27 protein-coding genes are annotated in these 26,601 nt (G+C 71.2%); 13 read left to right on the top strand and 14 right to left on the bottom strand.

What is annotated here, in order from left to right:
• Positions 1–192: 192 nt before the first annotated feature.
• The 7 genes from KY5_RS26840 to KY5_RS26815 all read right to left on the bottom strand — a co-directional run bounded on the left by KY5_RS26840 (position 193) and on the right by KY5_RS26815 (position 8,175).
• Positions 193–1,815 (bottom strand): dipeptide ABC transporter ATP-binding protein, encoded by a 1,623-nt coding sequence (locus tag KY5_RS26840; RefSeq protein ID WP_098244635.1) that lies wholly within the window; start codon positions 1,813–1,815, stop codon positions 193–195.
• A complete protein-coding gene (locus tag KY5_RS26835; protein WP_098244634.1) occupies positions 1,812–2,801 on the bottom strand; it encodes an ABC transporter permease in 990 nt (329 codons plus the stop codon). Before KY5_RS26835 ends, KY5_RS26840 begins: the two co-directional genes overlap by 4 nt.
• Entirely contained in the window at positions 2,798–3,724 is a 927-nt protein-coding gene (locus KY5_RS26830) for an ABC transporter permease (protein ID WP_234362874.1), read from the bottom strand. The genes KY5_RS26835 and KY5_RS26830 overlap by 4 nt, the downstream gene beginning before the upstream one ends.
• A gap of 2 nt (positions 3,725–3,726) precedes the next feature.
• Positions 3,727–5,445, bottom strand: coding sequence for an ABC transporter substrate-binding protein (locus KY5_RS26825; protein ID WP_098244632.1), 1,719 nt, complete (start codon positions 5,443–5,445; stop codon positions 3,727–3,729).
• A 191-nt stretch (positions 5,446–5,636) separates the two neighbouring features.
• Positions 5,637–5,729 carry an Ms4533A family Cys-rich leader peptide gene (locus KY5_RS43115; RefSeq protein WP_324964634.1) on the bottom strand — a complete coding sequence of 31 codons (93 nt, stop codon included), beginning with the start codon at positions 5,727–5,729 and terminating at the stop codon, positions 5,637–5,639.
• Positions 5,730–5,797: 68 nt separating this feature from the next.
• Positions 5,798–7,180, bottom strand: a complete 1,383-nt coding sequence (locus tag KY5_RS26820; protein ID WP_098244631.1) for a DUF3152 domain-containing protein — start codon at positions 7,178–7,180, stop codon at positions 5,798–5,800.
• A gap of 8 nt (positions 7,181–7,188) precedes the next feature.
• Positions 7,189–8,175 carry an alpha/beta hydrolase gene (locus KY5_RS26815; RefSeq protein WP_098244630.1) on the bottom strand — a complete coding sequence of 329 codons (987 nt, stop codon included), beginning with the start codon at positions 8,173–8,175 and terminating at the stop codon, positions 7,189–7,191.
• 191 nt (positions 8,176–8,366) lie between these two features.
• Here KY5_RS26815 and KY5_RS26810 point away from each other — a divergent pair, with 191 nt between their 5' ends.
• The 4 genes from KY5_RS26810 to KY5_RS26795 all read left to right on the top strand — a co-directional run bounded on the left by KY5_RS26810 (position 8,367) and on the right by KY5_RS26795 (position 10,213).
• Positions 8,367–8,594: a hypothetical protein gene (locus tag KY5_RS26810; protein WP_098244629.1), complete on the top strand. Its 228-nt coding sequence runs from the start codon at positions 8,367–8,369 to the stop codon at positions 8,592–8,594.
• Between the two features lie 164 nt (positions 8,595–8,758).
• The gene (locus KY5_RS26805; protein WP_098244628.1) at positions 8,759–9,412 is read left to right on the top strand and encodes a TetR/AcrR family transcriptional regulator; all 654 of its coding nucleotides are present in this window, start codon (positions 8,759–8,761) and stop codon (positions 9,410–9,412) included.
• Between the two features lie 139 nt (positions 9,413–9,551).
• Entirely contained in the window at positions 9,552–9,779 is a 228-nt protein-coding gene (locus tag KY5_RS26800; protein ID WP_055543834.1) for a DUF3107 domain-containing protein, read from the top strand.
• Positions 9,780–9,943: 164 nt separating this feature from the next.
• Positions 9,944–10,213 (top strand): hypothetical protein, encoded by a 270-nt coding sequence (locus KY5_RS26795; RefSeq protein WP_098244626.1) that lies wholly within the window; start codon positions 9,944–9,946, stop codon positions 10,211–10,213.
• A gap of 129 nt (positions 10,214–10,342) precedes the next feature.
• Here the strand turns inward: KY5_RS26795 and KY5_RS26790 are convergent, their stop codons facing one another.
• Positions 10,343–11,089, bottom strand: coding sequence for a ferritin-like fold-containing protein (locus KY5_RS26790; RefSeq protein ID WP_418952821.1), 747 nt, complete (start codon positions 11,087–11,089; stop codon positions 10,343–10,345).
• A 454-nt stretch (positions 11,090–11,543) separates the two neighbouring features.
• Between KY5_RS26790 and KY5_RS26785 the strand changes: the two genes are divergently transcribed.
• From KY5_RS26785 to KY5_RS26775, 3 genes are all read left to right on the top strand, one after another.
• On the top strand, positions 11,544–13,787 hold the full coding sequence (locus tag KY5_RS26785; protein ID WP_234362873.1) for a DEAD/DEAH box helicase: 2,244 nt from the start codon (positions 11,544–11,546) through the stop codon (positions 13,785–13,787).
• 140 nt (positions 13,788–13,927) lie between these two features.
• Positions 13,928–14,449: a DUF4232 domain-containing protein gene (locus KY5_RS26780; protein ID WP_098244624.1), complete on the top strand. Its 522-nt coding sequence runs from the start codon at positions 13,928–13,930 to the stop codon at positions 14,447–14,449.
• A gap of 118 nt (positions 14,450–14,567) precedes the next feature.
• On the top strand, positions 14,568–15,446 hold the full coding sequence (locus KY5_RS26775) for an alpha/beta fold hydrolase (protein WP_098244623.1): 879 nt from the start codon (positions 14,568–14,570) through the stop codon (positions 15,444–15,446).
• 3 nt (positions 15,447–15,449) lie between these two features.
• Here the strand turns inward: KY5_RS26775 and KY5_RS26770 are convergent, their stop codons facing one another.
• Complete coding sequence (locus KY5_RS26770) at positions 15,450–16,358, bottom strand: NYN domain-containing protein (protein ID WP_098244622.1); 909 nt, start codon at positions 16,356–16,358, stop codon at positions 15,450–15,452.
• 239 nt (positions 16,359–16,597) lie between these two features.
• Here KY5_RS26770 and KY5_RS42255 point away from each other — a divergent pair, with 239 nt between their 5' ends.
• Positions 16,598–16,750, top strand: a complete 153-nt coding sequence (locus KY5_RS42255; protein ID WP_098244621.1) for a hypothetical protein — start codon at positions 16,598–16,600, stop codon at positions 16,748–16,750.
• A gap of 76 nt (positions 16,751–16,826) precedes the next feature.
• Here KY5_RS42255 and KY5_RS26760 read toward each other — a convergent pair whose 3' ends face one another.
• From KY5_RS26760 to KY5_RS26750, 3 genes are all read right to left on the bottom strand, one after another.
• Positions 16,827–17,432: a MarC family protein gene (locus KY5_RS26760; protein WP_098244620.1), complete on the bottom strand. Its 606-nt coding sequence runs from the start codon at positions 17,430–17,432 to the stop codon at positions 16,827–16,829.
• Between the two features lie 172 nt (positions 17,433–17,604).
• Positions 17,605–18,471 (bottom strand): PHP domain-containing protein, encoded by an 867-nt coding sequence (locus KY5_RS26755; RefSeq protein ID WP_098244619.1) that lies wholly within the window; start codon positions 18,469–18,471, stop codon positions 17,605–17,607.
• A gap of 403 nt (positions 18,472–18,874) precedes the next feature.
• Positions 18,875–19,516, bottom strand: a complete 642-nt coding sequence (locus KY5_RS26750) for a DUF6758 family protein (protein WP_098244618.1) — start codon at positions 19,514–19,516, stop codon at positions 18,875–18,877.
• A 162-nt stretch (positions 19,517–19,678) separates the two neighbouring features.
• Here KY5_RS26750 and KY5_RS26745 point away from each other — a divergent pair, with 162 nt between their 5' ends.
• Entirely contained in the window at positions 19,679–20,932 is a 1,254-nt protein-coding gene (locus KY5_RS26745; protein WP_098244617.1) for an MFS transporter, read from the top strand.
• 18 nt (positions 20,933–20,950) lie between these two features.
• On the opposite strand, the gene KY5_RS26740 is transcribed toward KY5_RS26745, so the two are convergent.
• Entirely contained in the window at positions 20,951–21,535 is a 585-nt protein-coding gene (locus KY5_RS26740; RefSeq protein WP_098244616.1) for a suppressor of fused domain protein, read from the bottom strand.
• Positions 21,536–22,035: 500 nt separating this feature from the next.
• Between KY5_RS26740 and KY5_RS26735 the strand changes: the two genes are divergently transcribed.
• Together KY5_RS26735 and KY5_RS26730 are read left to right on the top strand one after the other, a co-directional pair.
• Positions 22,036–23,172, top strand: a complete 1,137-nt coding sequence (locus tag KY5_RS26735) for a magnesium and cobalt transport protein CorA (RefSeq protein WP_098244615.1) — start codon at positions 22,036–22,038, stop codon at positions 23,170–23,172.
• Positions 23,173–23,195: 23 nt separating this feature from the next.
• Complete coding sequence (locus KY5_RS26730) at positions 23,196–23,708, top strand: hypothetical protein (RefSeq protein ID WP_098244614.1); 513 nt, start codon at positions 23,196–23,198, stop codon at positions 23,706–23,708.
• Between the two features lie 79 nt (positions 23,709–23,787).
• On the opposite strand, the gene KY5_RS26725 is transcribed toward KY5_RS26730, so the two are convergent.
• Complete coding sequence (locus KY5_RS26725; protein ID WP_098244613.1) at positions 23,788–24,561, bottom strand: hypothetical protein; 774 nt, start codon at positions 24,559–24,561, stop codon at positions 23,788–23,790.
• A gap of 193 nt (positions 24,562–24,754) precedes the next feature.
• Here KY5_RS26725 and KY5_RS26720 point away from each other — a divergent pair, with 193 nt between their 5' ends.
• Together KY5_RS26720 and KY5_RS26715 are read left to right on the top strand one after the other, a co-directional pair.
• Positions 24,755–26,029 (top strand): magnesium transporter MgtE N-terminal domain-containing protein, encoded by a 1,275-nt coding sequence (locus KY5_RS26720; RefSeq protein ID WP_098244612.1) that lies wholly within the window; start codon positions 24,755–24,757, stop codon positions 26,027–26,029.
• Entirely contained in the window at positions 26,019–26,576 is a 558-nt protein-coding gene (locus KY5_RS26715) for a DUF1003 domain-containing protein (protein WP_098244611.1), read from the top strand. The genes KY5_RS26720 and KY5_RS26715 overlap by 11 nt, the downstream gene beginning before the upstream one ends.
• Positions 26,577–26,601: the final 25 nt, after the last annotated feature.

The raw sequence follows: 26,601 nt of genomic DNA, 5'->3' as shown, positions 1-26,601 counted from the left end.
CCCGATCTCCCGTTTGGGGAGCCGCCGTTGGACCGGCGGCTCGCAGCGGGACGAACGTATGCGGTCATGACGGTGGCGCGATGGACGGTTGTCCATCGCGCCACCAAAAGGGGTGAACGGCCGTAACTTTCCCGCGCCGGTAGCGTTCTGTCGCGCTATAGCGCCTCGAAAGCCCCTTTTCGCTACGGAGAGTCAGGCTGCGGCCATCTCCTGGCCGTCCGCCGCCAGCTCCGCGCGGGCCTCGCGCCGCCGCGCCGCCGCCTCGGGATCGAGCGCGGGCACGGCCGCGAGCAGCCGCTTCGTGTACGGGTCCTGGGGCGCGCCGTACACCTCCTCCGCCGGGCCGCACTCCACGATCCGCCCCTGACGCATCACCGCGACGCGATCGCTGACCTGGCGCACGACCGCGAGGTCGTGCGCGATGAAGACCAGCGCGAGCCCGAGCTCGCGCTGCAACTCGGCGAGCAACCCGGTCACCTGGGCCTGCGTCGTGACGTCGAGCGCGGAGACCGGCTCGTCGCACACGATGACCCGGGGCTCGGCGGCGAGCGCCCTGGCGATGCCGACGCGCTGGCGCTGGCCGCCGCTGAACTCGTGCGGATAGCGGTCGTAGTGCGCGGGTTCGAGCCCGACGCGGGACAGGAGATCGCTCACCCGTTCCCGTACGAGGGTGTCCTCGGCGCCCCGTGCGCGCAGCGGGTCCGCGATGGACTCGCCGATGGAGCGCCGCGGGTTGAGCGAGGACACCGGGTCCTGGAACACCATCTGCACATCGGTCCTGACCCGGCCGCCGGGCCGCTCCGCACCCCCGTGACGGAGTTGCCCGGCGGTCGGCTGGAGGAGACCCACGAGCATGCGGCCGAGCGTCGTCTTGCCGCTGCCGCTCTCCCCCACGATGCCGAGGGTCTCGCCCTCGCGCACGGTGAGCGACACCCCGTCGACCGCCGTGACCGCGCGTCGGCCGCGCCCGAACTCCCGCCGCAGGCCGACGGCTTCGAGCACCACGTCGCCCTGCTCCGCGGCGGGGCGCCCGCGCGGCGCGTCCACCCGGGGCACCGCGTCGAGCAGCTCCCGGGTGTACGCCTCGCGCGGAGCGCCCAGGATGTCGCCCACCGCGCCCCGTTCCACCGCGCGCCCGCCGCGCATGACCAGGACGTCCTCCACGCTCTCCGCGGCGACCCCCACGTCGTGCGTGACCAGGAGCAGCCCCATGCCGGTCTCCTGGCGCAGCGCGTGCAGCAGGTCGAGGATCTGGGCCTGCACGGTCACGTCGAGCGCGGTGGTCGGCTCGTCGGCGACCAGGAGCGCGGGTTCGCAGGCCAACGCCATGGCGATGAGCGCGCGTTGGCGCATGCCGCCGCTGAACTCGTGCGGCCGCGCCCGCGAGCGGCGGGCCGCGTCGGGAATGCCGACCCGGTCGAGCACCTCCACGGCACGCGCGCGTGCCGCTCGCCGGGAGGCTCCCGAGTGCACCCGGTACACCTCGGCGATCTGGTCGCCCACCGCGTAGTACGGGTCGAGGGAGGACAGCGGATCCTGGAAGACCATCGCGGCCCTCCCGCCGCGCAGCCGCCGCAGCTCCGCGTCCGGTGCCCGCTCCACGTCGACGCCGTCGACGAGGACGGAGCCGGTGACGCGCGCGCCGGTGCCCCGGTGCAGCCCGAGCAGCGCGGCCGCCACGGTCGACTTGCCGGACCCCGACTCGCCGACCAGGGCGAGCGCCCCGCCCGCGTCGAGCGTGAAGGAGAGGCCGTCCACGGCGCGTACGCCCGAGGTGAACTCCACGGAGAGATCCGTGACGTCTACGAGAGTCATGCGAGGACCACCCGTCGGTCGGCCACCGCGTACAGGACGTCCGCGACGGCATTGGCGAGCACCACGAAGAAGCCGGTGACCATGACCATCCCGACCACCACCGGCAGGTCGACGACCTTGACGGCGTGCACGAGTTCGCGCCCGATGCCGGGCAGGCCGAACAGCGTCTCGCTGAGCACCGCGCCGCCGAACATCGACCCGAAGTCGTTGGCGGTCAGCGCGATGACGGGCGCCAGGGCGCCCCGCAGCGCGTGCCTGCCGATGATGGACCGCTCCCCCACGCCGTACGCGCGGAAGGTGCGCACGTGGTCGTCGGCGAGCGTCTCCAGCATCGACGAGCGGGTCAGGCGCGCGTACTTGGCGGCCTCGATGAGGGCCAGCGAGAGCCAGGGCAGCAGCAGGTTCCACGCCCACTGCGTCGGGTCGTCGGCGAAGTCGACGTACTGCGGGAAGGGCAGCCACTGGAGCTGGCCGCAGACCACGATCATCAGCAGCAGGCCGATGACGAAGACGGGCGTCGCCGTGCCCGCGAGCGTGACGGCGGTGAGCACCCGCTCGCTGACCCGGCCGCGCCGCCAGGCGGAGAGCACGCCGGTGCCCACGCCGAGGATCAGCCACATCACCATCGCGCCGAGCGCGAGGGACCCGGTGACCGGCAGCTTGGCCGCGATCAGCGCGGTGACCTGCTGGTCGCTCTGGTAGGAGAGGCCGAGGCAGGGCGCGTCGCAGTGCTCCACCGCCGTGCCGGTCGAGTAGTCATGGCCGACGAAGATGCCCTGCAAGAAGTCCCAGTAGCGGACGTAGAGCGGATCGTCGAGCCGCAACTGCTCGGCGACCTGCTGCACTTGGGCGGGCGAGCAGCGCGGTCCGCAGGTGATCTGGGCGACGTTGCCCGGCGCGGCGTAGAACACCACGTAGATGATCACCGAGATGGCGAACAGCGTGACGACGGCGCCGATCAGGCGCCGCAGCAGGAATCCGGTCATGCCTTGGCCTCCTGCCTGCGGCCCGTGCCGACCCGCAGCCGTGACGCGGCCCGCGGGTCGAGCGCGGTGCGCACCCCGTCACCGAGGACGGTGAGCGCGAGCACGGTGACGAACAGCGCGCCCGCCGGGAACAGCAGGTACTGCGGCGCCGCCTGGTACCAGACGTCGGCGGCCGTGAGCATCTGTCCCCACGACGCAGTCGGCGGCTTCACTCCCACGCCGAGGAACGACAGCGCGGCCTCGACGGTGATGTTCACGGGGACGAGCAGCGCGGCGTAGGTGATGACGGGCGCGGCGAGCGCGGGAAGCAGCTCGCGCCGGGCGATCCGCACGGTGCCCCAGCCGCTGAGCCGCGCGGCGGCGACGTAGTCGAGTTCCTTGAGCGTGACCGTCTGGGCGCGCACGATCTTGGCCATGTTCCCCCAGGCGACGAGCCCGATGACCAGCGCGACCAGCACGGGACGCGGGAATCCGCTCGGCACGATCGCCATCAGGGCGAGCGCGAGGACCATCAGCGGCAGCGCCACGATGACATCGGTGGCCCGGCTGAGCAGCTGGTCCACCCAGCGGCTGCCGATCCCGGCCGCGATGCCGACGGCGACACCGAGGAACACCTGCACGACGGTCGCGGCGAGCGCGACGCCGAGCGAGACGCGCGCGCCGTACACGAGGCGGGCGAAGAGGTCGCGCCCGGTCTGCGGTTCGACGCCGAGCCAGTGCTCGGCGCTGATCCCGCCGAAGGAGCCGATGGGCACGCCGCCGCGCGCCGAGTCGACGAGCTCCGGGTGGTACGTGGTGGGGTCCTGCCCCTCCAGGGCGGTGAGCAGCGGCGCGGCGAGCGCCACCAGGACGAGCAGCGCGACGACGCCCGCCGCGACGAGGGCGGCGCGCTGCTCGCGCAGCCGCCGCCAGAAGGTCGTCACGACTACTTCACCGCGACCTGGGAGACGTCGAGCACACCGGTCCAGTCACTGATGACGACGTTCTTGACGTCCTTGCCGTAGAGGCGCTTGTAGACCGGGTGGAACAGCGGAACGTTCAGGGCCTTGGCGCCGATCTTCTTGTCGAGGGCGCCCCAGCGCCCGGCGGCCTCGGCGTGGTCGGTCAGCTTGTTGATCGCGTCGATCTCGCTGTTGACCGACTTGTCGTTCAGGAAACCGGAGTTGAAGTTGTAGCCGTCCTCGACGATCTGGCGGCCGTCGAAGATCGGGGAGAGGAAGGGACCGCCGGAGGGCCAGTCGGCACCCCAGTGCGCGAGGAAGAGTCCGGGTTCCTGCTTGACGTTGTGGACCTTGTCCTCGTAGTCGTTCTCCTCCAGGCCCTGGAGCTTGACGGTGATCCCCGCCTTCTTCAGGGCGTCCTGGACGGCGGTGGCGATCTCCGGGCTCGACTCGAAGTTCTTGGCGTTGGAATGCGTGAGCGTGATGGTCAGGCCGTCCTGGTGACCGGCCTCCTTCAGGAGCTCCTTGGCCTTCTTCGGGTTGCCGCTCGCGCCCGCGGGGAAGTGGTCGAACTTCGTGTAGCCGAAGGCCTTCTGGTTCGGCAGGAAGGTGGTGGCGGGCTCGGCGAGCGAGGAGCCACCGGCCGCGTTGACCAGGGAGGTGCGGTCCACGGCGTACGCGATGGCCTGGCGCACCTTCGGGTCGTCGAAGGGCTTCACCTTCGGGTTGAAGGCGAGGTAGTTCGTGTAGCCGAAGTGTCCGGTGCCGACCTGCCCTGCGAGCTTCTTGTCGCCGCTGACCTTGGCGAGTTCGGCGGGCCCGAGGTTGGTGTCGGTGGTGACGGCGGCGGCGTCGTCGCCCTGCGAGGCGGACAGGCGCTGGTTGATGACGGAGGAGTTGAGCCCGGAGCGCACGTCGATCCGGTCCGGGTAGGCCTTGCGCTCGTCGTCGGTCTTCGCCGACCAGTGAGGGTTGCGCTCCAGTTGCAGGCGCTCGCCGTCGTTGTCGTTCTTGACGACCTTGTAGGGCCCCGAGGAGATCGGGTGCTCGGCGTACTTGGTCCCCTTGTCCTTGCTCTTGGGGACGGGCGCGAACGACGTCTGGGTGGCCACGTAGTCGAAGTCGCCGACGGGCTTGTTGAGACGGAACACGATGGTCCGCGCGTCGGGCGTCTCGACGGACTTGAGTCCGCCCTTGTCCTTGTACGGCCCTTCGTAGTCGGCGCCGCCGATGAGCCAGTCCCTCAAGAAGGGTGCCCCGCCGGAGAGTTCGGCGGCGAAGGAGCGCTCGATGCCGTACTTGATGTCGGCCGTGGTGATCGGCGAACCGTCCTCGTACTTGAGGCCCTTCTTCAGGGTGTACGTCCACGCCGTGGCGTCCTTGTTCGGCTTGCCCAGGCCCGTCGCGAGGTCGGGGACGACCTTCGTGCCCGCGGCGCCGTCCTCGCGGTTGCGCGTGGTGAGCGTACGGAAGACGAGACTCGGCACGTTGCCGCCGCCCGAGGTGTAGAGCCTCGCGGGGTCGAAGGTCTTCTGCGGGTCGCGGTTGAGGACGGTGAGCGTGCCGCCCTTGGCGGGCTTGCCGTCGCCGCCGCTCCCGGCGTCGCTGTCCTTGGGACCCGCGCAGGCGGCGACGCCCGAGGCCAGGACCAGGCTGACGGATGCCGCTGCCACGCGGCGGGCTATGACGGACGATTGACGCATCGGAAGAGGACCTCTCGGGGGACGCCGCGAAAGAGCGGCGGATCAGCGGGAATTGAGCAGAGCTCGCCCCGGGGAGGTGCGGGAAAAGGCAGCGGAATCCGACAGCGGACAGCGAAGGGCCCGTACGGGTCCACGGAGGACCTAAGGGCAGCCGGAGCCGGGAAAATGCGACGCACGCACCGGGGCGGTCGTCAGCAACAGTGAATGTCGGCGACGCAGAGCGCGGTCACGCCGAACAGCGCCAGCTCAATGGCGGCGCTCGACGGGGCGTGACGGTTCGACATGCGGAGAAATATGAACGAACTTCCGACGGATGTCAAAGCGACCGCCGTGACGCCCCCGCCCGCCCGGCTCAACCCTTGGGAAACACCCAGGGGTTGGCCTTGCACGTGATCCCGTCGTGATCAAGGAATTTGGTCTGCTGCTGCATGACGGGCGCGAGGTCCCCGTCCTTGTCGCAGTCCGTGTGGTTGTAGCCGAGCCGGTGCCCGACCTCGTGGTTGATCAGCATCTGGCGGTACGGGAAGATCGCGTTGCCGAATTCCTTCTGCACGGCGTCGCCGTAGGTCTTCGCGCCCTGCGCCCACCGATAGGCATTGATCATCACGCGTTCCGTCGCCGCGGAATCGCAGGACACATTGTCCTGAGTCGTATCGAGGCCGGATTTCGCGCACCAGTCAGCGGTCGTTCCCGGGCTCGCGAGGGTAATGACGAAATCGGGCTTCCCCGACGATATCCGCTCGAAGGTGCGGGCCTTCGCATGGGCCCAACTCCGGTTGTCGTTCAGGGTCTTCTGCACGGCCTTCGCGAAGAGTTCACCGTCCAGACCGAGTCCCTTCTCGACGTCGACGCGATACTTCCAGAGCCGCCCCTTGCCGGGCGCCTTCTCGAATCCGGATATCGCTTCGAAGTCCCCTGACGCCTTCAGCTTCGCGTCCAGCGGGTATTTCTTGCCCATCTTCTGTTCGTACGTCGCCGGGAGCACCTTCGGCTTGTTGCTCGGAGTCGCACGGTCGTCCGAGCGCGAGGCCGGGTCGTCCGTGTCGCGCGCTCCGCCGCCGGGCACCGACCGGCTCTCCGCGGTCGAGTCCTTGGCCCCGCCCGTGACCTGACCGGCCACGACGACCGCGAGCACGGTGGTCACCGCAGCGGCCGCGATGCCGGTGAAGGTGCGGCCCCTGCCGCCCTTCGCGCCGCCCGCGCCCTTCGCCTCCGCGTCGGTCCCCGCACCGTCCCCGCCCTCGGCACCGTCGGCGCCGAGCGGGGCGTCGGGGTCCTCGTCCCAGTCGGTGACGGAGGCGTACGGATCGCGGGGCGGCGGGGGCGCGCTCGGCGACGGGGCCGCCGCCGGGGACGAGGTGGCCGCCGGAGACGAAGCGACCGCCGACGGCGCGTCCGGGGTCGCGCCGTCCTGGTCGCCGTCCCGTTCGGGGAAGGCCGTGACGTACTCGCGCCGGGGCCCCGGCACCGTGTACCCGGCCCCCATCCGCGGCCCTGAACCGCTGCTCGCGACGTCGCCCCAGCCGCCGCCGGACTCGCGCTGCTCGGGATGCCCGCCCCGCACATGCGGAGCGCCGTCCGGCGCCGACGCCCCCGTCGACGACGGTGCCGGCACCTTCCGCCTGCGCCCGGTGCCGGGTCCCGGCGGGCGGGCCGCGCCCTGTGCGAGCGGTATGTCAGAGGTGTCCGTGGTGTTCCCGGTGTCGACAGGACCGCGACGGCTATGACGTCCCACGCGCCGCCTCAGCTCCCCGAAACCGTACGTCGAGCAGTCAACTCGCCCGTATCCACGAGCAGTTCACGGAAGGCCGTGGCCACGCTCTCCGGATACTCCATCATCGCCACGTGCCCCGCGTCCGGCAGGGTCAGCAGCCGTGAGTCGCGGAACGCGGCGGCCGCCCTGTGCGCCATGCGGTACGAGACGAGCAGATCGCGCCCTCCGTAGACGAGCAGCGTCGGCGCGAGCACCCGCTCCGCCTGCCGCCACAGACCGTGCTGGCCACCCAGGGTGTACGCGTTCACGATCCCGCGCGCCGAACGCGCCATCGCGTCCCAGAAATAAGGGAGCTGGAGCCTGCGCTCCATCTCCCGCACCGCGGCACTGAACCCTTCCGGCGTCACTCTGCCGGGGTCGCCGTAACAGAGCCCCATGACGCCGCGCACCCGCTGCTCGGCCGTCCAGTCCTTGGTGAGCCTGGTGAAGAGCGACGCGACGCCGGGCACCGCGAGGAGCCCGGTCGGCAGCGCCGTGCGCTGCACCCGCAGCTCGGGGAGCGCGGGCGACACCAGCGTCAGCGTGCGGACGAGGTCGGGGCGGACCGCGGCGACGCGCGTCGTGACGGCGCCGCCCATCGAGTTCCCGACGAGGTGGACGGGGCCGCGGGCGCGCGCGTCGAGATATCGGATGACCGCGCGCGCGTGCCCGGTGATGGAGTAGTCGCCGTCGTCCGGTGGCGGGGAGTCCCCGAATCCCGGCAGGTCCAGCGCCTCGCAGTCCACGACGTCTTCCAGGAGCGGCATCAGGGCCGACCAGTTCTGCGAGGAGCCGCCGAGGCCGTGCACGTACAGCGCGGGCGGCAGTCCGGTGCGCGTCGAGGGCCTCGACCGCACGGACAGCGTGAGTCCCGGCAGGCCCACGGAGTCGAGCCGCTCACCCTCCGCGACCGCCACGGCACCCGGCTTGGGCGCGACGGCACTGGCCAAGAGGTTCGGCAGCTCGGTCGAAGACATGCGGCAATGTTACGAGACGATCACGCGGTAGTTCACGTGTTCGCTGTCACAGATCTCCCACGGATCACGGCCGACCCCCGCATCGCGCGCCGACCGATCACATAGCGCCCCGCGCGGGTGTCTCCTACGCTCATAGAAGAGGGCGAACAGGGCACTCGCTCCACTAGGCACCACTAGGGAAGAGAGCCACGATGACCGTCGATCCCAGCGACCCGGACACCTTCGAGCCCGAAAGCGCGGCGACAGAGGCGGCCGAGGCCGATGTCGAGGCCCCCGAGGCCGACTCCGTCGAGCAGCACACGGACCTCACGCCCGAGCGCGACGACTCCTTGCGGGACGCCGATCCCGGCGCCGCGAACGAGGCGGACCTCGCCGAACAGGCCCGCGTCGTCAGCCTGGACGAGGACGACTACCGCTAGGCGGGCGGCGACCTGACCGTGTTTGCCCTGCTACGCGCAGTCGCGGGGCCCTTCTGCGGCGGTCCAGTCCGTGAAATTCTGCGCTCGCACCGCGCACATCACTGTTACCGAAAAGTACGATGGCGGCGCGGCGCTCACCGCACATCGGACGATTGGGAGGCGGCGTGACAGCCATCGAGCAGACAGAGGCAGCACGCCCGCGGGGGACACGCCTGCCGCGCCGTGCCCGGCGCAATCAGCTCCTGGGCGCGGCCCAGGAGGTATTCGTCGCCCAGGGGTACCACGCGGCCGCGATGGACGACATCGCCGAGCGCGCCGGCGTCAGCAAGCCGGTGCTCTACCAGCACTTCCCGGGCAAGCTCGACCTCTATCTCGCGCTGCTCGACCAGCACTGCGAGTCCCTCCTCCAGTCCGTCCGCACGGCGCTCGCGTCCACCTCGGACAACAAGCTGCGCGTCGCCGCGACGATGGACGCCTACTTCGCGTACGTGGAGAACGAGGGCGGCGCGTTCCGGCTCGTCTTCGAGTCGGACCTGACCAACGAGGCGGCGGTGCGCGAGCGCGTGGACCGCGTCACGCTCCAGTGCGCCGAGGCGATCTGCGAGGTCATCGCCGAGGACACCGGCCTGCCCAGGGACGAGGCGATGCTCCTCGCCGTCGGGCTCGGCGGGTACTCGCAGGTGGTCGCGCGGTACTGGCTGGCCAGCGGCAGCACGGTCCCCCGCGACAAGGCGGTGGAGCTGATCACCTCGCTCGCCTGGCGCGGCATCGCGGGCTTCCCGCTGCACGGCATCGAGGGGCACGGAGAGGGTCACTGACCTCTCGCGCTCCTGTTCCCGTCCGGTGTTCGCTACCGGCGTTCACGGCCGCGTCCTTCCCCGTCCCCTCACCGGGCTAATGTGTGCTGGGTACGGCGCGGACGGCCGCGCACAGACTGACCGTCGGAGGGACAAAGCCGTGGAGGTCAAGATCGGCGTGCAGTACGCGCCCCGCGAGATCGTGCTGGAGAGCGGCCAGAGCGCCGAGGAAATCGAGCGCGCGGTGTCCGAGGCGCTGACCGGCAAGTCGCCGCTGCTGAGCCTCGTGGACGACCACGGCCGCAAGGTCCTGGTTCCGGCCGACCGCCTCGCGTATGTGGAGCTCGGCGAGCCCACCGCGCGCAAGGTGGGCTTCAGCGCCCTGTAGGACGCACACACGAGAAGGGCCCGGTGGTCACCAACCACCGGGCTCTTCTTGCGTGTTGACCGAAAGGACGGCGGTGGCGCCCGCCGACGGAGGGTTGCGTTCCGGCCGCCTGGGGTAGACCGGCTACGACCGATTTGCACCTGGCCGCGAGGGAGGGCACCACCATGATTCTCGAAGCACTCGGCGCCACATTGCTCGGCCTCGCCCTGGCCTGGGCCACCGCGCACCGCCTGAGCCACCGGCTCCCGGCGCGCAGCCTCGTCCTCTCGACGGGCCCCGCGGGCGCCCTCATCGGCGCCTTCATCACGCACATGGCACTCGGCCCCGGCCACGCGGCGGCGACGCTCGCAGGCGCGGTAGCGGTCTCCGCGGCCCTGCTCTCCCTCCTGCTCCGCCCCACCCGCGGCAGACTGCGCCACTCGGCAACAGCATGAGCGACGCGGGCTGAGGGGGGAGCCCCGCAAGGGGCGCGGGCTGAGGCGGTGCCCCGCAAGGGGCGCGGGGAACTGCGCGAGCAACCAGAGCCAGCCCGCAGCCGACCGAACCGGCCCCTCGGAACGGACCTACGCCGCCAAGCCCAGCGCAGCCATCCGCTTCGTGTGCGCCTCAGTGATCCGCGAGAACATCCGCCCGACCTCGGCAAGGTCGAACCCGTCGGCCACGCCCCCGACGAGCATGGTCGACAACGCGTCCCGGTCGGCGACGACCCTCTGGGACTGCGAAAGGGCCTCGCCCATCAGCCGCCGCGCCCACAGCGCGAGCCGCCCCCCCACTCGCGGATCCGCGTCGATCGCGGCCCGCACCTTCTCCACGGCGAAGCTGGCGTGCCCCGTGTCGTCGAGGACGCCGAGCACCAGCTCGCGCGTATCGGCGTCCAGCCTGGCCGCCACCTCGCGGTAGAAGTCGCTGGCGATCGAGTCGCCGACGTACGCCTTGACCAGGCCCTCCAGCCAGTCGGAAGGAGCGGTCTGCCGGTGGAAGCCGTCGAGCGCGGCGACGAACGGCTCCATCGCCTCGGTCGGCTCCTCGCCGATCGCCGAGAGCCGGTCCCTGAGCTGCTCGAAGTGGTGGAACTCGGCCGACGCCATCTTCGCGAGCTCCGCCTTGTCGCCGAGCGTCGGAGCCAGCTTCGCGTCCTCCGCGAGCCGCTCGAACGCGGCGAGCTCCCCGTAGGCGAGCGCACCGAGGAGGTCCACGACCGCGGCGCGGTAGTGGGGCTCGGCGGAAGCTTTCGCCCAGTCCTGGGCGGCGACTCCGGTCGGTTCGGGGGCGGATTCAGCAGGGGTGTCAGGAGTCTCCATGAAGCGCACAATAGCCCGCCTGCCGTAACGCGGAAGGCCCTGGTCATGCACTGTGACCACGACCATGTGACCAATTCGCCGGACACGCATGCGAGATTCCGGGGTACAGTGGTAATGCGCCCGCTGAATATTCGACGGGCCGTACGAATGAGGATGCCCGGTCGGTGGCCCGATCGGCTCCGACCTGACAGCCCTCCAGGGCGTACGCGCAGATGCGTACGGCATGAGGAGGGAACCTCAGCGGTATGAGCGCTCGAGCGCAGGCAGTGGTCCCGCGCCCCCGGCCCGCCCCCCAAGCAGCCGGCGGTAGTGGCACGGTCACGACCCCCAGCGTTCGCCTCGCGCCGCGTCTCACAGAAGAGGCATTGCCCTGACTACGACTTTCCGAGAGCTCGGGATTCTTCCCGAGACGGCCGAGGCCCTTGAGGCCGTCGGCATCATCAATCCCTTCCCCATCCAGGAGATGACGCTCCCCGTCGCCCTTTCCGGCACGGACGTCATCGGCCAGGCCAAGACCGGCACCGGCAAGACGCTCGGCTTCGGACTCCCGCTCCTGGAGCGCGTGGTCGTCCCCGCCGACGTCGAGGCGGGCCGCGCCGAGCCCGAGCAGCTGACCGAGGCGCCCCAGGCGCTCATCGTCGTCCCCACGCGCGAGCTCTGCCAGCAGGTGACGAACGACCTCCTGACCGCGGGCAAGGCGCGCAACGTCCGCGTCCTCGCCATATACGGCGGCCGTGCCTACGAGCCGCAGGTCGAGGCCCTCAAGAAGGGCATCGACATCGTCGTCGGCACCCCCGGCCGACTGCTCGACCTCGCGGGCCAGCGCAAGCTCGACCTCAAGCACGTCAAGTGCCTGGTGCTCGACGAGGCCGACGAGATGCTCGACCTGGGCTTCCTGCCCGACGTCGAGAAGATCATCAACATGCTTCCCGCGAAGCGCCAGACGATGCTGTTCTCGGCGACCATGCCGGGCGCCGTCATCGGCCTCGCCCGTCGCTACATGTCGCAGCCCACGCACATCCGCGCCACCGCGCCGGACGACGAGGGCCAGACCGTCGCGAACACGAAGCAGCACGTGTACCGCGCGCACAACATGGACAAGCCCGAGATGGTCTCGCGCATCCTCCAGGCCGAGGGCCGCGGACTCGCGATGATCTTCTGCCGTACGAAGCGGACCGCCGCGGACATCGCCGAGCAGCTCGAGAAGCGCGGCTTCGCCTCGGGCGCCGTCCACGGCGACCTCGGCCAGGGCGCCCGCGAGCAGGCGCTGCGCGCGTTCCGCAACGGCAAGGTGGACGTGCTCGTCTGCACGGACGTCGCCGCGCGCGGCATCGACGTCGGTGGCGTCACGCACGTCATCAACTACCAGTCCCCCGAGGACGAGAAGACCTATCTGCACCGCATCGGCCGCACCGGCCGCGCGGGCGCCAAGGGCATCGCGATCACGCTGGTCGACTGGGACGACATCCCGCGCTGGCAGCTGATCAACAAGGCCCTGGACCTGGGCTTCCCGGACCCGGTCGAGACGTACTCCAGCTCGCCGCACCTGTACGAGGAGCTCGACATCCCGGTGGGCACCAAGGGTGTTCTGCCGCGCGCCGAGCGGACCCGTGCGGGTCTGGGCGCGGAGGAGATCGAGGACCTCGGCGAGACCGGTGGGCGCGGCCGCGGCGGCCGCTCCGGCGGGCGCTCGCAGGACCGTGACCGGGACCGCGACAGGAACCGCGACCGGGGCCGGGACCGTTCGGGCCCGGCGGCCGCCGAGGAGGAGCGCCCCGCGCGCACCCCGAGGCGTCGTCGCCGCACCCGCGCAGGCAGCCCGCTGGACGCCACGGCGACCACGACCGCGCCGGTCGCGCCCGCCGCTCCGGAGGCCGACGCGGCCCCCGAGGCGACGGAGCCGCGCACCCCGCGCCGTCGCCGTCGCACGCGCGGCGGAGCGGCGTCGGAGGCCCTGGCCACGGCCGAGGGCACGACGACCGTGACCGAGGCCCCCGTGGCCGAGGTCGTCGCTGAGGCTGTCGAGGTGGTCGAGGCTCCGGTGACCAAGCCGCGTCGCCGTACGCGCAAGGTCGCGGAGAAGGTCGCGGAGCAGGTCGCCGAGGCGGCCGTCCCCGAGGTCGAGGCCGAGGCTCCGGCCGAGAAGCCGAAGCGCAAGCCCCGCAAGACCGCGGCGGCCAAGGCCGCCGAAGCCGTCGAGGCGGAGGCCCCGGCCGCCAAGCCGCGCCGCCGCACCCGCAAGGCAGCCGAGGTCGCGGTGGACACCGCCGAAGGCGCCACGGACGTGGCCGAGGCCCCCGCCGAGAAGCCGAAGCGCCGCACGCGCAAGGCCGCCGCCGCGGTCGAGACGGCCGAGACCGTCGTGGAGACGGCCGAGGCCGAGGCTCCGGCCGCCAAGCCGCGCCGTCGTACGCGCAAGGTCGCGGAGAAGGTCGCCGAGGCGGCCGTCCCCGAGGTCGCGGCGGAAGCCCCGGTCGAGAAGCCGAAGCGCAAGCCCCGCAAGACCGCGGCGGCCAAGGCCGCCGAGGCTGCCGCGGCGGTCGAGGCCGAGATCCCCGCGCAGTCCGCGGAGGAGCCGAAGCCCAAGCGCAGGACCCGCAAGGCCGCCGCCGCTCCGGTGGCAGCGGCCGAGGCCGAGGCGCCTGCCGAGAAGCCGAAGCGCCGTACGCGCAAGAAGGCCGAGCCCGTGGAGACCACGGAGAGCTGACGCCAGGTCCCGCGCTCGTACGAAGGCCCGCCCCCGTTCGGGGCGGGCCTTCGCGCGTCGTACAACCACCGGGGCCCCTCACCGGTCATCCAGGACGACAGCGGATCATCCGGAACAAGCGGAACAGAGGACGACACTCCATGCACGCTCGCTCCTTCCTCGCCGCCGCGGCCACGGCCGGGCTCGGCGCCACCCTGCTGACCTTCGCTCCCGCCGCGGGGGCCCACCCCGACGCGTCCGCCGCCCGCGCGGCCACCTGCAAGGAGGCGTCGCTGCGCGTGGCGGCGTCCGCCTCGGACGAACCCGGCGTACTCCGCGTCAGCGTCACCAACCGCGGCCCCGCCTGCGTCGTCGACCGCGTCCCGACGGTCACCTTCGGCGATCTGGACGGCGCGGCCCAGCCGGTCCCGCCGTCGGAGAGCGCCCCGTACCGGCTCGCCACGGGCGGTACGGCGTACGCGGCGGTGCGCACCGTCGACGACCCGGGCAACCCGCAGGCGCGCGTCGTGGACTTCGTGACCGTCGCGGGCGACCCCTCGCACGCGGGCCGCAGCTTCACCGCCGACGCCCTCGGCCTGCCCGACGGCGTGCGCGTCTGGGAGCCGGTGACGACGTGGTGGAAGCCGACGCGGGCCCAGGCGGACGCGGCGCTCCCCGCCTGAGCCTCGGGCCGGACCGGCCCGCCTGAGCCCGGCGTACCGGGGCCGGGCGGGCCGGTCCGGCCCCGGTAGGCCGCAGGTGCGCCGCCGCGCCCCGAAGCCGACCGGTTAGCCTCGGCCCATGAGCCGGCCTCCCACCTTCGTTCCGCCCCCGTGCGCCACCGCGCGCACCCTCAGGACCGCCCGCGGCGACTTCGCGGTGCTCGACGCGGTCCCGCCGCGCGGCGTCCCGGTCGCGGGGACCGTCCTCATGCTTCCGGGCTTCACCGGCAGCAAGGAGGACTTCATCGCCCTCCTGGAGCCGATCGCCGCCGCGGGCTACCGCGCCGTCACGGTGGACGGCCGCGGACAGTACGAGACCGAGGGTCCGGCCGACGAATCGGCGTACGCCCAGGAGGAGTTGGCCCGCGACGCCCTCGCCCAGGCGGCGGCGCTCGGCGACGAGACCGGCCCCGCCGCCGGAACCATCGCGCTGCTCGGCCACTCCCTCGGCGGCCAGGTGGCCCGAGCCGCCGTGCTCCTCGCCCCCGACGTCTTCTCGTCGCTCACCCTCATGTCCTCGGGCCCCGCCGCGATCACCCCCACCCAGCAGGCCCGCGCCAAGATGCTGGCGGACGCCGTCGGCGTCCTGTCGATGGACGAGGTGTGGCAGGCGATGCGGGCCATGGAGCCGCCGCCCCCGCAGGACGCGGAAACCGGCGCCGACGACAGCGAGGCCCTGCGCGCCCGCTGGCTGCGGCACAATCCGGCCCAGTTGATCGCCACGGCCGGGCAGCTCTCCACGGAACCGGACCGGATCGACGAGCTCGCCGCGACGCCGCTGCCCAAGCACGTCCTCTCGGGCGAGCGCGACGACACCTGGCCGGTGCCGCTCCTGGACGAGATGGCGCAGCGCCTGCGGGCCCACCGTTCGGTGATCGCCGGTGCCGAGCACTCCCCCAACACGGACCGCCCCGCGGAGACGGCGGCGGCCCTGATCGCCTTCTGGAACCGGGTCTGACGGTCAGTACTGCGTCTGGAGGTGGTCCCAGAAGCCGTCCCGCAGCGCCCTGCGCAGGTCCGACTGCCCGCGCAGCGAGTACTGCAGCAGCCGCTCCGCCTCCACGAGCAGTTCCTGGTCCACCGAGCCCGGCAGATACGGATGGCCGGGGAGCAGCCCCACCAGCGCCTCGCGCCCCCGCGCGGCCAGCCACTTCGCGGCGATCTGCGCGCCGACGAAGCGGACGTCCTCGCGCGAGGGCCGGTGCGCGGAGGGGCCCGTCTCGTACGTCGTGGCCGCCCGGCGCGTGACGTACGGCTTGAAGAAGTCGAGGTCGAACGTGCGCTGGCTGTCGACCTCCCAGAGCAGCGGCTCCGCCTGGTTGCGGCCGTCGGGCGCCTCGATGCCCCAGAGGTGGACCCGCGCGCCGTACCCCTGTGCGGCCTCGACCGCGGAGACCAGGTCCTCGTCGCCGCCGATCAGCGCGGCGTCGCTGATCGCGCGGTGCCTGGCGAGGGACTCCAGGTCGCTCCTGATCAGCGAGTCGACGCCCTTCTGCTGATTGTTGGCGTTCAGGTTGCCGAGCCTGACCTTGACGTCGGGCAGCTCGGCGATGGACTGCTGCTCGGTCGTGTGGATGCGGCGCCTGGCCCCGTCGTACCAGTAGACGCGCAGCAGTCGGCTGTCCGCGAAGATCGTGCGCGCCTTGTCGATGAGCGCCTCGATGAGCCCTTCGGCGTCCAGGTCGAAGGCGCGCCGGTCCTCGGTGCCCGTGGCGAGCCGTCCCGCGGCCGCGTACAGGTATCCGGCGTCGACGAAGATCGCGTGGGTGGACGGGGTCTTGGCCACCTCGGCGAGCATCCGCTCCAGGAGCCCGTTGGCGCGCTCCAGCTGAGCACTGATGTCGGCTGCGCTGTGGTCGGCGTGGTTCATAAGGAACCCAGTCTCCCGCCGGTCACACAGCGAACACAACCGGTCCCGCTACTCGTAGGTAATTAGGTTCGCGAAAAATTTCCTTAGCGTAGGGAATGTTTGCTGGAAGCAACTCGTTGTACCCATCAGGAACGCGAGGCCCACTGGCCCCGCAACCCACACTTAACAGGCAGGCAACGGCCTGACCATCTTCAGTAGTTCTCCTTCAGGAGGATGACCAGACGAAGGGAGAAGCCACCATGCGCTTCGAAATCATGCGACTTGACGACGTCGACGGCTCCGCCGTGGACAGCACCGTCGTGGACGCCGCCTCCGTCAACCGGATCGTGCAGCAGGCCGCAGCAATAGGCCAGCGCATCTACATCCGCCCGGCCGAATCCTCGGCTTCGTAACACTTACGCGTACGCAGACGTCGAAGGGCCCCGGCACCACGTGGTGCCGGGGCCCTTCGTGTGCCGGGACGCGACCTCAGCCGCCCTTGATCACCTGCGTCACGCCGTTGATGATCTGCTGCACGGCGATGGCGGACAGCATCATGCCCGCGAGCCGGGTCACGAGGACCACGCCGCCGTCCTTGATCACACGGATGATCAGCAGCGAGTACCGCATCACCAGCCACAGCACCACGTGCATCGCCACGATCGCCGCCCAGACGGAGATCTGCGTGGCGGCGCTGTGGGCGTTCTGCACGGCCAGGATCACCGAGACGATCGCGCCGGGCCCGGCGAGCAGCGGCATGCCGAGCGGTACGAGCGCGACGTTGACGTCCTTGGTCTGCTTCGGCTCGTCCGTCTTGCCGGTGAGCAGGTCGAGCGCGATGAGCAGCAGCAGGAGTCCGCCCGCGATCATCAGCGCGGGCACGGAGACGTGCAGGTAGTTGAGGATCTGGTGGCCCACGAGACCGAAGACGGCGATCACGCCGAAGGCGACGCAGACGGCCTGGAAGGCCATCCGCTGCTGCACCTTGGCGGGGCGTCCCGCGGTCAGGCCGAGGAAGATCGGGGTGATCCCAGGGGGGTCCATGATCACGAACAGCGTGAGGAAGAGGGATCCGAAGACGGCGACGTCGAACACAGTGATGGCCTTGCAGAGAGTGGAGAGACGGTACGAAGGAGCCACGCGGGCACGCAGGGCGGCGCCGGTCGACGCCGGGCACGGGGCACGGCGCACGGCGACAGCCGCCGCGGAAGCGCGGTGGAGTGGAGTGAAGTGAGGAGAGAGGGGAGCGCGAGGGTCTCGCGGGGCGCTACGCCGCGGGGCGTCCGCCGGCGCCCGGCACGGGGAACGCGCCCGTCGCCCTACGGGTGATCTCGCCGTAGATCTCGGGGTCGGTGGTGAACTCCCCGAGCACGCACGTCTTGCGACTGCCGTGGTAGTCGCTGGACCCGGTGACGAGCAGGCCCAGGTCGGCCGCGAGGCCGCGCAGCCGGGCGCGGGTCTCGGGCGCGTGGTCCATGTGGTCGGCCTCGATGCCGTCGAGACCCGCCGCGGCGAGCCGGGCTATCGCGGCCTCGGGAACCACCTGGCCGCGCTTGACGGCGGCGGGGTGCGCGAAGACGGTGACGCCCCCGGCCGCCTTGACCAGGCGGATGGCGTCGAAGGGGTCGAGCTCGTGCTTGCCCGCGTACGCGCGACCGCCGTCGGCGAGCCACTCGGGCGTGAACGCGTCGGAGACGGTGGGCACGACGCCCAGCTCGACGAGGGCCTCGGCGACGTGCGGACGCCCGACGGAACCGTCGCCCGCGATGCGCGCGACCTGCTCCCAGGTCACCGGCACCCCGAGCTCCTGGAGCTTGCGGACCATCGTCTTGGCGCGCGGCACCCGGTCGTCCCTGACCAGCTCGCGCTCGCGGGCGAGGTCCGGCTCATCGGGATCGAAGAGGTACGCCAGCATGTGCAGGCCCACGCCGTCCAGGCGGCAGGAGAGCTCGGCGCCGGTGACGAGGGTGAGTCCGGCGGGCAGGGCCTCGATGGCCGCGGCGTGTCCCCTGGTGGTGTCGTGGTCGGTGAGCGCGACGACGTCGAGCCCGGCGGCGGAGGCGTTGCGCACCAGCTCGGCCGGGGTGTCCGTGCCGTCGGAGGCGGTGGAGTGGGTGTGCAGATCGATGCGCACGCTGCGGACTCCAGGCTCTGACGGGTGGCACGGGGGGACGCCCAAGGATAACGGGAATCGCCCCCTCCACCCGCCGCGGCGAACGAGGCATCGCTCACGGTCGCCACTCCGTGGCCGGTGCCCCCGTTCGGCACGACCGGCCCCGGGGTTTCGCGCAGTTCCCCGCGCCCCTTAACTGCGACGCACCGGCCAGCACGGTTCCGTCAAGGGGCGCGGGGAACTGCGCGCCAAGCCACAGCGGACCCGCAGACCACCGACAGCCGAGGCAAATCCAAGGGGTGCGGGGAACTGCGCGCCAAGCCACAGCGGGCCCGCAGGCCACCGACGGCCGGGGGAAAATCAAGGGGCGCGGGGAACTGCGCGAATCCCCGGTGCGGGCCGCACAAACGACGGCAGCGAGCAACTACGGCATGAGCAAGCGCGGCGACAACGCCCCACACGGCAACAGATCGACCTCCGCCCCCGCGTCCCGCAAATCCGTGAGCACCAACTCGTCGTACATCAAGAGCCCCGACTGCTCCGGCCAAGCGATGGCCCACAGCCACAACCCCCGCGCCTCCCCCGCGAAGACCGCGCGGTCGTCCGGAGTGCCCGAGACGTGCCACATCGGCGTCGGCCGCCCCGCCGCGAGGAGCTTGGCCTGTGGCGGCTTCTCGACGCCCATGAAGGGGCCGGGATCGGGCCCGTCGATGCCCGCGTAGCGCGCGCCGAGGCCGACGCCCAGCTCCTCGGCGACGAGCACCAGCTCGCCGACGCCACCGAGCGGCGCGGGCCCCGAGCAGGCCACCGCGGTCGCACGCCCACCACTCCGGTCGTCCCCCGCGCAGGCCACGCCCGTGAACAGCCAGCCGACCGGCAGCGGCCACGGCATCCACACCGGTACCTGCGCGCGGCGCACCACGACCTGGAGGGCCTCGACGCTGGGCGGGATCACGGGCTGCAGCGGGTGCACGGTGCCGTGCACATCGCACTGCCAGGAGTCGGCAAAGAGACCGGGAGCCCTGACCCGGCCACCACACTTCGGGCAACTGGGTTCGCCCCTCATAGCGCCCAACGGTCCTCCCCGGTCGTCGCCCCGTCAAGGACGATCACCCGTCCGGTGGCGCTGTCACCAGGCAAAACTAGATGTAGCTTGCATCATTTAGCCTCCCTAACTTAATATGTGTATACGTCAACGAACTCACCGGAAGCGTGAAGGAGCGGCTGTATGAACAGCAGTACGGGAGGCCCCGCCGAAGGGGATCCGTTCGACGCGGGGGCGACCAGCCTCCTGCGCCAGCCGAAGGCCGTGTGGGCCACGGCGGGCGCCTCCGTCGTGGCCTTCATGGGCATCGGCCTCGTCGACCCGATCCTGCCCTCCATCGCCAAGGGCCTGGACGCCAGCGCCAGCCAGGTCTCGCTCCTGTTCACCTCGTACTTCCTGATCACCGCCGTCGCGATGCTGGTGACCGGCTTCGTCTCCAGCCGCATCGGCGGCAAGAAGACCCTGCTGCTCGGCCTCGCGCTCGTGGTCGTCTTCGCCGGACTCTCCGGCACCTCGGGCTCGGTCGGTGAACTCGTCGGGTTCCGGGCGGGCTGGGGCCTCGGCAACGCGCTCTTCGTCTCGACCGCCCTCGCCGTCATCGTCGGCGCCGCGGCGGGCGGCAGCGCGGCCGCGATCCTGCTCTACGAGTCGGCCCTCGGTCTCGGCATGGCCTGCGGCCCCCTGCTCGGCGCGCTGCTCGGCGACGCCAGCTGGCGCTACCCGTTCTTCGGCACCGCGGCCCTGATGGCGATCGGCTTCCTGTGCATCACGGCGTTCCTCAAGGAGCAGCCGAAGCCCGCGAGGAAGACCTCGCTGCTCGACCCGATCAAGGCACTGGGCCACGGCGGCCTCGCCTCCGCGGCGGCCTCGGCGTTCTTCTACAACTACACGTTCTTCACCGTGCTGGCCTTCACGCCGTTCGTGCTGAACATGACGCCGTACGCATCGGGCGCGGTCTTCTTCGCCTGGGGCGTGCTGCTCGCGGTCTTCTCGGTGCTCGTCGCGCCGCGTCTCCAGGCCAGGTTCGGCTCGCTGAAGGTGCTCGGCGGCTCGCTGGTGCTGCTCGCCGTGGACGTCCTGGTGCTCGGGTACGGCAACCACACCGCGGCCGTCGTCTGCACGATCCTGTCCGGCGCCTTCATCGGCGTGAACAACACCGTCTACACCGAGCTCGCCCTCGGCGTCTCCGACGCGCCGCGCCCGGTGGCCAGCGCGGGCTACAACTTCGTGCGCTGGTTCGCCGCGGCCGCCGCGCCGTTCTTCGCGCCGAAGATCGAGGAGTGGAGCGACATCCACATCCCGTTCGTGGTCGCGGCGGTCACGGCGGTGCTCGGCGCGGTCGTGGTCTGGGTGCGCAGGAACGCCCTCACCCACGAGGCCGAGGAACTGGAACCGAAGCACGCCACCGAGGACAGCGTCACGGTCTTCGCCAACTAGGGCTCACCGCGAGGAGTTTCAGTCCAGCGACACGGACTTGCGCAGCGGATCGCGCAGGTCCGTTCCGCTGTTCAGCCAGCGCTCCCGCAGGGCCTCCGCGCCGTGCACCCGCTTCCACGCCGCCTCGTTCGGCGTCATGGGCAGCAGCGGCAGGAACCGCACCGGATCCATCGGGTCGTCCAGGTCCAGGTCCTCGACGAGGCCGCCCGGCTCCGCGACCAGGACCGAGGTGAACGGCGCGCCCGGCCACAGCGGTTCGCCCACGTCCAGCGACGCGCCCGGCGCCACCACCAGCCCTTCGACCTGGGGCGAGGCGGCGAGGACGGCCAGGGGGCGCAGCACCTTGTCGGTGTCGGCGAGCCCTCCTCGTACCGAGAGGACGAGCTCCGCGCGCGGGCCCTCGACCGGGTCGGCCAGTGCGGCGGTGGGGTCGGTCATCGGCTGGGCCGACATGCCGAGCGTGGCGTAGCGCACGACGTCGCCGTCCGTGAAGCGCAGCACTTCGAAGCGGTCGGTGCCGAGGAAGGTCACCGCGGCGCGCGCGTCGGGTTCCCCCAGGCCGGTGCGGAGACGGGCCTCGACGAGGGTAAGAACATCAGCCATGACGCGAGCATAGAACTCGTCAGTGAAGCGCAAAGCGGGGGCTTGACACTTCAGTCGGCTGATAGTGTTGGCCGCTGGCTCAGGGCAGCACGCAGAAGCGTCGCTTTCAAGCCCTGCAGACAGACACTGACTCTGCGCCACGGGCGCAGAGGGCGCATGGGACTTCCCTTACGGGGGACCGGCCGGAGGAGGTGGGGCTGCAATGGACCGAAGTCGACCGTGCAGTACCACCCGCTCTTCCGCCCGGTGAATCACGCAGCCCGGTAGCTGCGCACGCACACACACGCACCGCATGCACTGTTCGTGCCGTGTGCGACGGAAGAGCACTTCGTTTTCACCTGATCTGTCTGAGTTCCCTGATCTGTGTCAGTAGCGAAGCTGCCACCGCGACGGTGCGGTGCTCCCCGCTTTGTGGACGTGCCAAACATTCCCGCAGTAGGACGTCCCCATTCCGGGCAGTTCCAACCGTCGCAGGCGGCCTCCGTCGAAGGAGCCTGCCCATGTCGATGATCCGCGACCTTCGTGCCGCCGTCCGCCCCTCGCTGCGCAAGGACGGCAGCGGCTACCCCTCGTCGCCCACCTCCCCCTACCCGTACGACGCGACCAGGGACGCCGCGTCGGCCGTGGTCGACTGCGCCGTCTACCGCGACGGGCGGCGCCTGGAGTGCGCCGACGCCCTCACGCCGCACGAGGCGATGCTGGAGGTGCGCAAGCGGGGCGGCTTCGCGTGGATCGGCCTGCACGAGCCGACCGAGGCCGAATTCGCCGGTATCGCGGCCGAGTTCGGGCTGCACCCGCTCGCCGTCGAGGACGCGGTCCACGCCCACCAGCGGCCCAAGCTGGAGCGTTACGACGACACGCTCTTCACCGTCTTCAAGACCATCCACTACGTGGAGCACGACGAACTCACCGCCACCAGCGAGATCGTGGAGACCGGCGAGGTGATGTGCTTCACCGGCCGGGACTTCTTCATCACCGTGCGGCACGGCGGGCACGGCTCGCTGCGCGCCCTGCGCCGCCGCCTCCAGGAGGACCCCGAGCTGCTCGCCAAGGGCCCCTCCGCCGTCCTGCACACCATCGCCGACCACGTCGTCGACGGTTATCTCGCGGTCGCCGACGCCATGCAGGACGACATCGACGACGTGGAGAGCGAGGTGTTCTCCGCGCCGAGCAAGGGCAAGGGCAGCTCGCGCGGTGTCGACGCCGGACGGATCTACCAGCTCAAGCGCGAGGTCCTGGAGTTCAAGCGGGCCGTGTCCCCGCTGCTCCGCCCGATGCTGCTGCTCAGCGAGCGGCCGATGCGGCTCGTCGACCCCGACATCCAGAAGTACTTCCGCGACGTCGCCGACCACCTCACGCGCGTGCAGGAGCAGGTGATCGGCTTCGACGAGCTGCTCAACTCGATCCTCCAGGCCAACCTCGCGCAGGCCGCCGTCGCCCAGAACGAGGACATGCGCAAGATCACCTCGTGGGCGGCGATCATCGCCGTGCCGACGGCCGTGTGCGGCGTCTACGGCATGAACTTCAAGCACATGCCCGAGCTGCACTGGCGGTACGGCTACCCGATGGTGCTCGCCCTCATCGGCGGCGTCTGCTTCGCGATCCACCGGACCCTCAAGCGCAACGGCTGGCTCTGACCGCCACTCGGTAGGCTGCCGCCATGACTGCTGACCCGCTGCTCGACCGCGCCCTCGTCGAGGAGGCCACCAAGAAGTCCGGCCTCGTCTGGGTCCAGGGCGAGGACTCCCCCGCCCGGGCGCTGTGGCACGTGTGGCACGAGGACGCCGCGCATCTCGTCGGCGACGGGCCCGGCGAGCAGCCCCTGCCCGGACTCGTCGACGGGGGCGTCGCCGAGGTGACCGTGCGCAGCAAGGACAAGGGCGGCCGGGTGGTCGCCTGGACGGCGCGGGTCAGTGAGCTGGCGCCCGGCTCCGAGCCGTGGGAAGCGGCTGTCGCCGAGCTCAAGGGGAAGCGGTTGAACGCGTCCGACGCGGAGGGGATCACCGACCGGTGGGCCTCACAGTGCCGGGTCGTCCGGCTCACCCCGCTGGACGGGGTCGCGGAGTTGCCCGAGGGGTCGCTGGCGGCTGCGCCCTTGGCCACGGGGGCGACTACGCGTCAACCGGTGCCCGGGGGCCTTCCGAAGCTGCTCTTCAAGCGCAAGCGCCGCTGAAGGATTCGCCGTCTTCGACTGCGGGTGCGTACTGATTGCTCGCGCAGTTCCCCGCGCCCCTTACAGGGCTTCCGCCCCCCTAGGACGTCGGCAGTTGTGCGCCGTAGTCGACCAGTTCCGTCTTGTCCGGCTCCTCGGCCCTGAAGTCCTTGCCCCAGTCCGTGAGCTTGAGGGTGCCCGCGTGGCCGCCGCGCTCCAGGCGCAGGGGGTAGGGCTTGCCGTCCAGGGAGACGTCCAGGGTGCCGCCCGCGCCCTCGTCGCCGGTGATCTTGATGGTGCGGGTGCTGCCCGTCTTGCCCCGGTCGCCCTTGGCGAGTTCGCCGTGCAGCGTGAGCATGCCGTCCAGGAGCACGCTCTTGTCCGTGAAACCGCTCAGCTGCTGGTAGGCGGGGTCGCCCTTGGGGACCTTGACGTACTTGCCGTCCAGCTTGGCCGCGGCCGCCTCGTCCCCCTGCGCGCCCTTCCCGTCGCCGCCCTGACCCTTCTTGTGCGTCCAGAACTCCGAGTCGGCCTTCAGGTACAGCTGCTCGCCGACACGCAGGAGCTGGAACGTCTGGCCCTTGGAGGTGACCGAGCCGGTGCCGCCCTCGTCCTTGACCCGCATGTCCAGGGTGTAGGTGTGGTCCTTGCTCACCACGGTGCCGGAGAGCCGGACCGCCGACGCGTCCTGCGCGGCCTTGCTCGACTTGCTCTGGATCTTCGACGCGGGGAGCTTGCCGACGCCGTTGGTGCCCGCGTCCGGGTCCTCGCTGCTGCACCCCGTCAGACTGGTGACCCCCACCACCAGGCCCGCGCACATCGCGCTCACGAGTGCGGCCCTGCGGGTGCGGCTTGCCGGGGGAAGTGCGGTCACAGGTGGCGCTGCCTCTCGTGCGGACGGCCTCTACGGCTTCGGCAGTACGGCAGCGTACCCGTGCCGACGCAGCGGTACGGCGCAAGGCCGTCCGGACCCTCCGCCGGGGCGCATCCGACAGGGACGGGCTAGCCTGAAGCCCGTATTGCCGGATCAAGCGGGATGAATCCCCAGGTGAGAAGGGAGCGCACGCATGGCGGCAGGCGCCCCCAGAGTATTCGTCTCACATCTCTCCGGCGTCCCCGCGTTCGACCCGAACGGCGACCAGGTGGGCCGGGTGCGCGACGTGGTCGTGATGCTGCGCGTCGGCCGCAGACCCCCTCGGGTGCTCGGTCTCGTCGTGGAGCTGTCGACGCGGCGGCGGATCTTCCTGCCGATGACCCGCGTCACCGGCGTCGAGTCCGGCCAGGTCATCACCACGGGCGTACTGAACGTACGGCGTTTCGAACAGCGGCCCACCGAACGGCTCGTCCTCGGCGAGATGCTCGACCGCAGGGTCAACCTCGTCGACACGGGCGAGGAGGTGACCGTCCTGGACGTGTCGGTCCAGCAACTGCCCGCCCGCCGCGACTGGGAGATCGACCGGGTCTTCGTACGGAAGGGCAAAGGCGGAACGTTCCGCCGCAAGGGCGAGACGCTGACCGTCGACTGGTCGGCGGTCGACGGCTTCTCCCTGGAGGAGCACGGGCAGGGCGCCGAGAACCTGCTCGCCACCTTCGAACAGCTGCGCCCCGCCGACCTCGCCAACGTCCTGCACCACCTGACGCCGAAGCGACGGGCCGAGGTCGCGGCCGCCCTCGACGACGACCGGCTCGCCGACGTCCTCGAAGAGCTCCCCGAGGACGACCAGATCGAGATCCTCGGCAAGCTCAAGGAGGAGCGCGCGGCGGACGTCCTGGAGGCCATGGACCCCGACGACGCCGCCGACCTGCTCGCCGAGCTGCCCGAGGACGACAAGGAACGCCTGCTCACCCTGATGCAGCCGGACGACGCGGCGGACGTGCGGCGCCTGATGGCCTACGAGGAGCGCACCGCGGGCGGTCTGATGACGACCGAGCCGATCGTGCTCCGCCCCGACGCCACCGTCGCCGACGCCCTCGCACGGGTGCGCATGGAGGACCTCTCCCCCGCGCTCGCCGCACAGGTGTACGTGTGCCGCCCGCCGGACGAGACGCCGACCGGCAAGTACCTGGGCACCGTGCACTTCCAGCGGCTCCTGCGCGATCCGCCCTACACGCTGGTCGGCTCGATCCTCGACGACGACCTGCTGCCCCTCGCCCCGGACGCCACCCTGCCCGCCGTCGCCGGGTTCTTCGCGACGTACGACATGGTGGCCGCGCCCGTCGTCGACGAGGGCGGCGCGCTGCTCGGGGCGGTCACCGTCGACGACGTACTGGACCACATGCTGCCCGACGACTGGCGCGAGACGGAGTTCCATCTGGAGGAGGAGGCGGGACATGGCGGCTGACCGCGACCGCGAGAACCGCGCCGAGCCGAGGCCCTCCCGATTCCGCCTCGACCAGCCGCGCGTCCCGCGCACCAAGCTGCTGCCCGACTACGACCCCGAGGCGTTCGGGCGGATGTCCGAGCGGATCGCCCGGTTCCTCGGCACGGGCCGGTTCATCGTCTGGATGACGGTCGTCATCATCATGTGGGTGGTGTGGAACATCGCCGCCCCGGACGCGTACCGCTTCGACCAGTACCCGTTCATCTTCCTGACGCTGATGCTCTCCCTCCAGGCGTCGTACGCCGCTCCGCTGATCCTGCTCGCGCAGAACCGCCAGGACGACCGCGACCGCGTCAACCTCGAACAGGACCGCAAGCAGAACGAGCGCTCCATCGCGGACACCGAGTACCTCACCCGCGAGATCGCCTCGCTCCGCATGGGGCTCGGCGAGGTCGCCACCCGCGACTGGATCCGTTCCGAACTCCAGGACCTGGTCAAGGAGCTGGAGGAGCAGCGCGCCGTATTCCCGCAGGAGCGCTCGCGGGGAAGTGATGTAGGCGACCGTTGACGGGCCTTTCCCGGCCCGGGTTACC

This window comes from Streptomyces formicae, from assembly GCF_002556545.1.
In the GTDB taxonomy this organism is placed as follows: domain Bacteria; phylum Actinomycetota; class Actinomycetes; order Streptomycetales; family Streptomycetaceae; genus Streptomyces; species Streptomyces formicae_A.
This window is presented reverse-complemented; position numbering and strand designations above follow the sequence as displayed.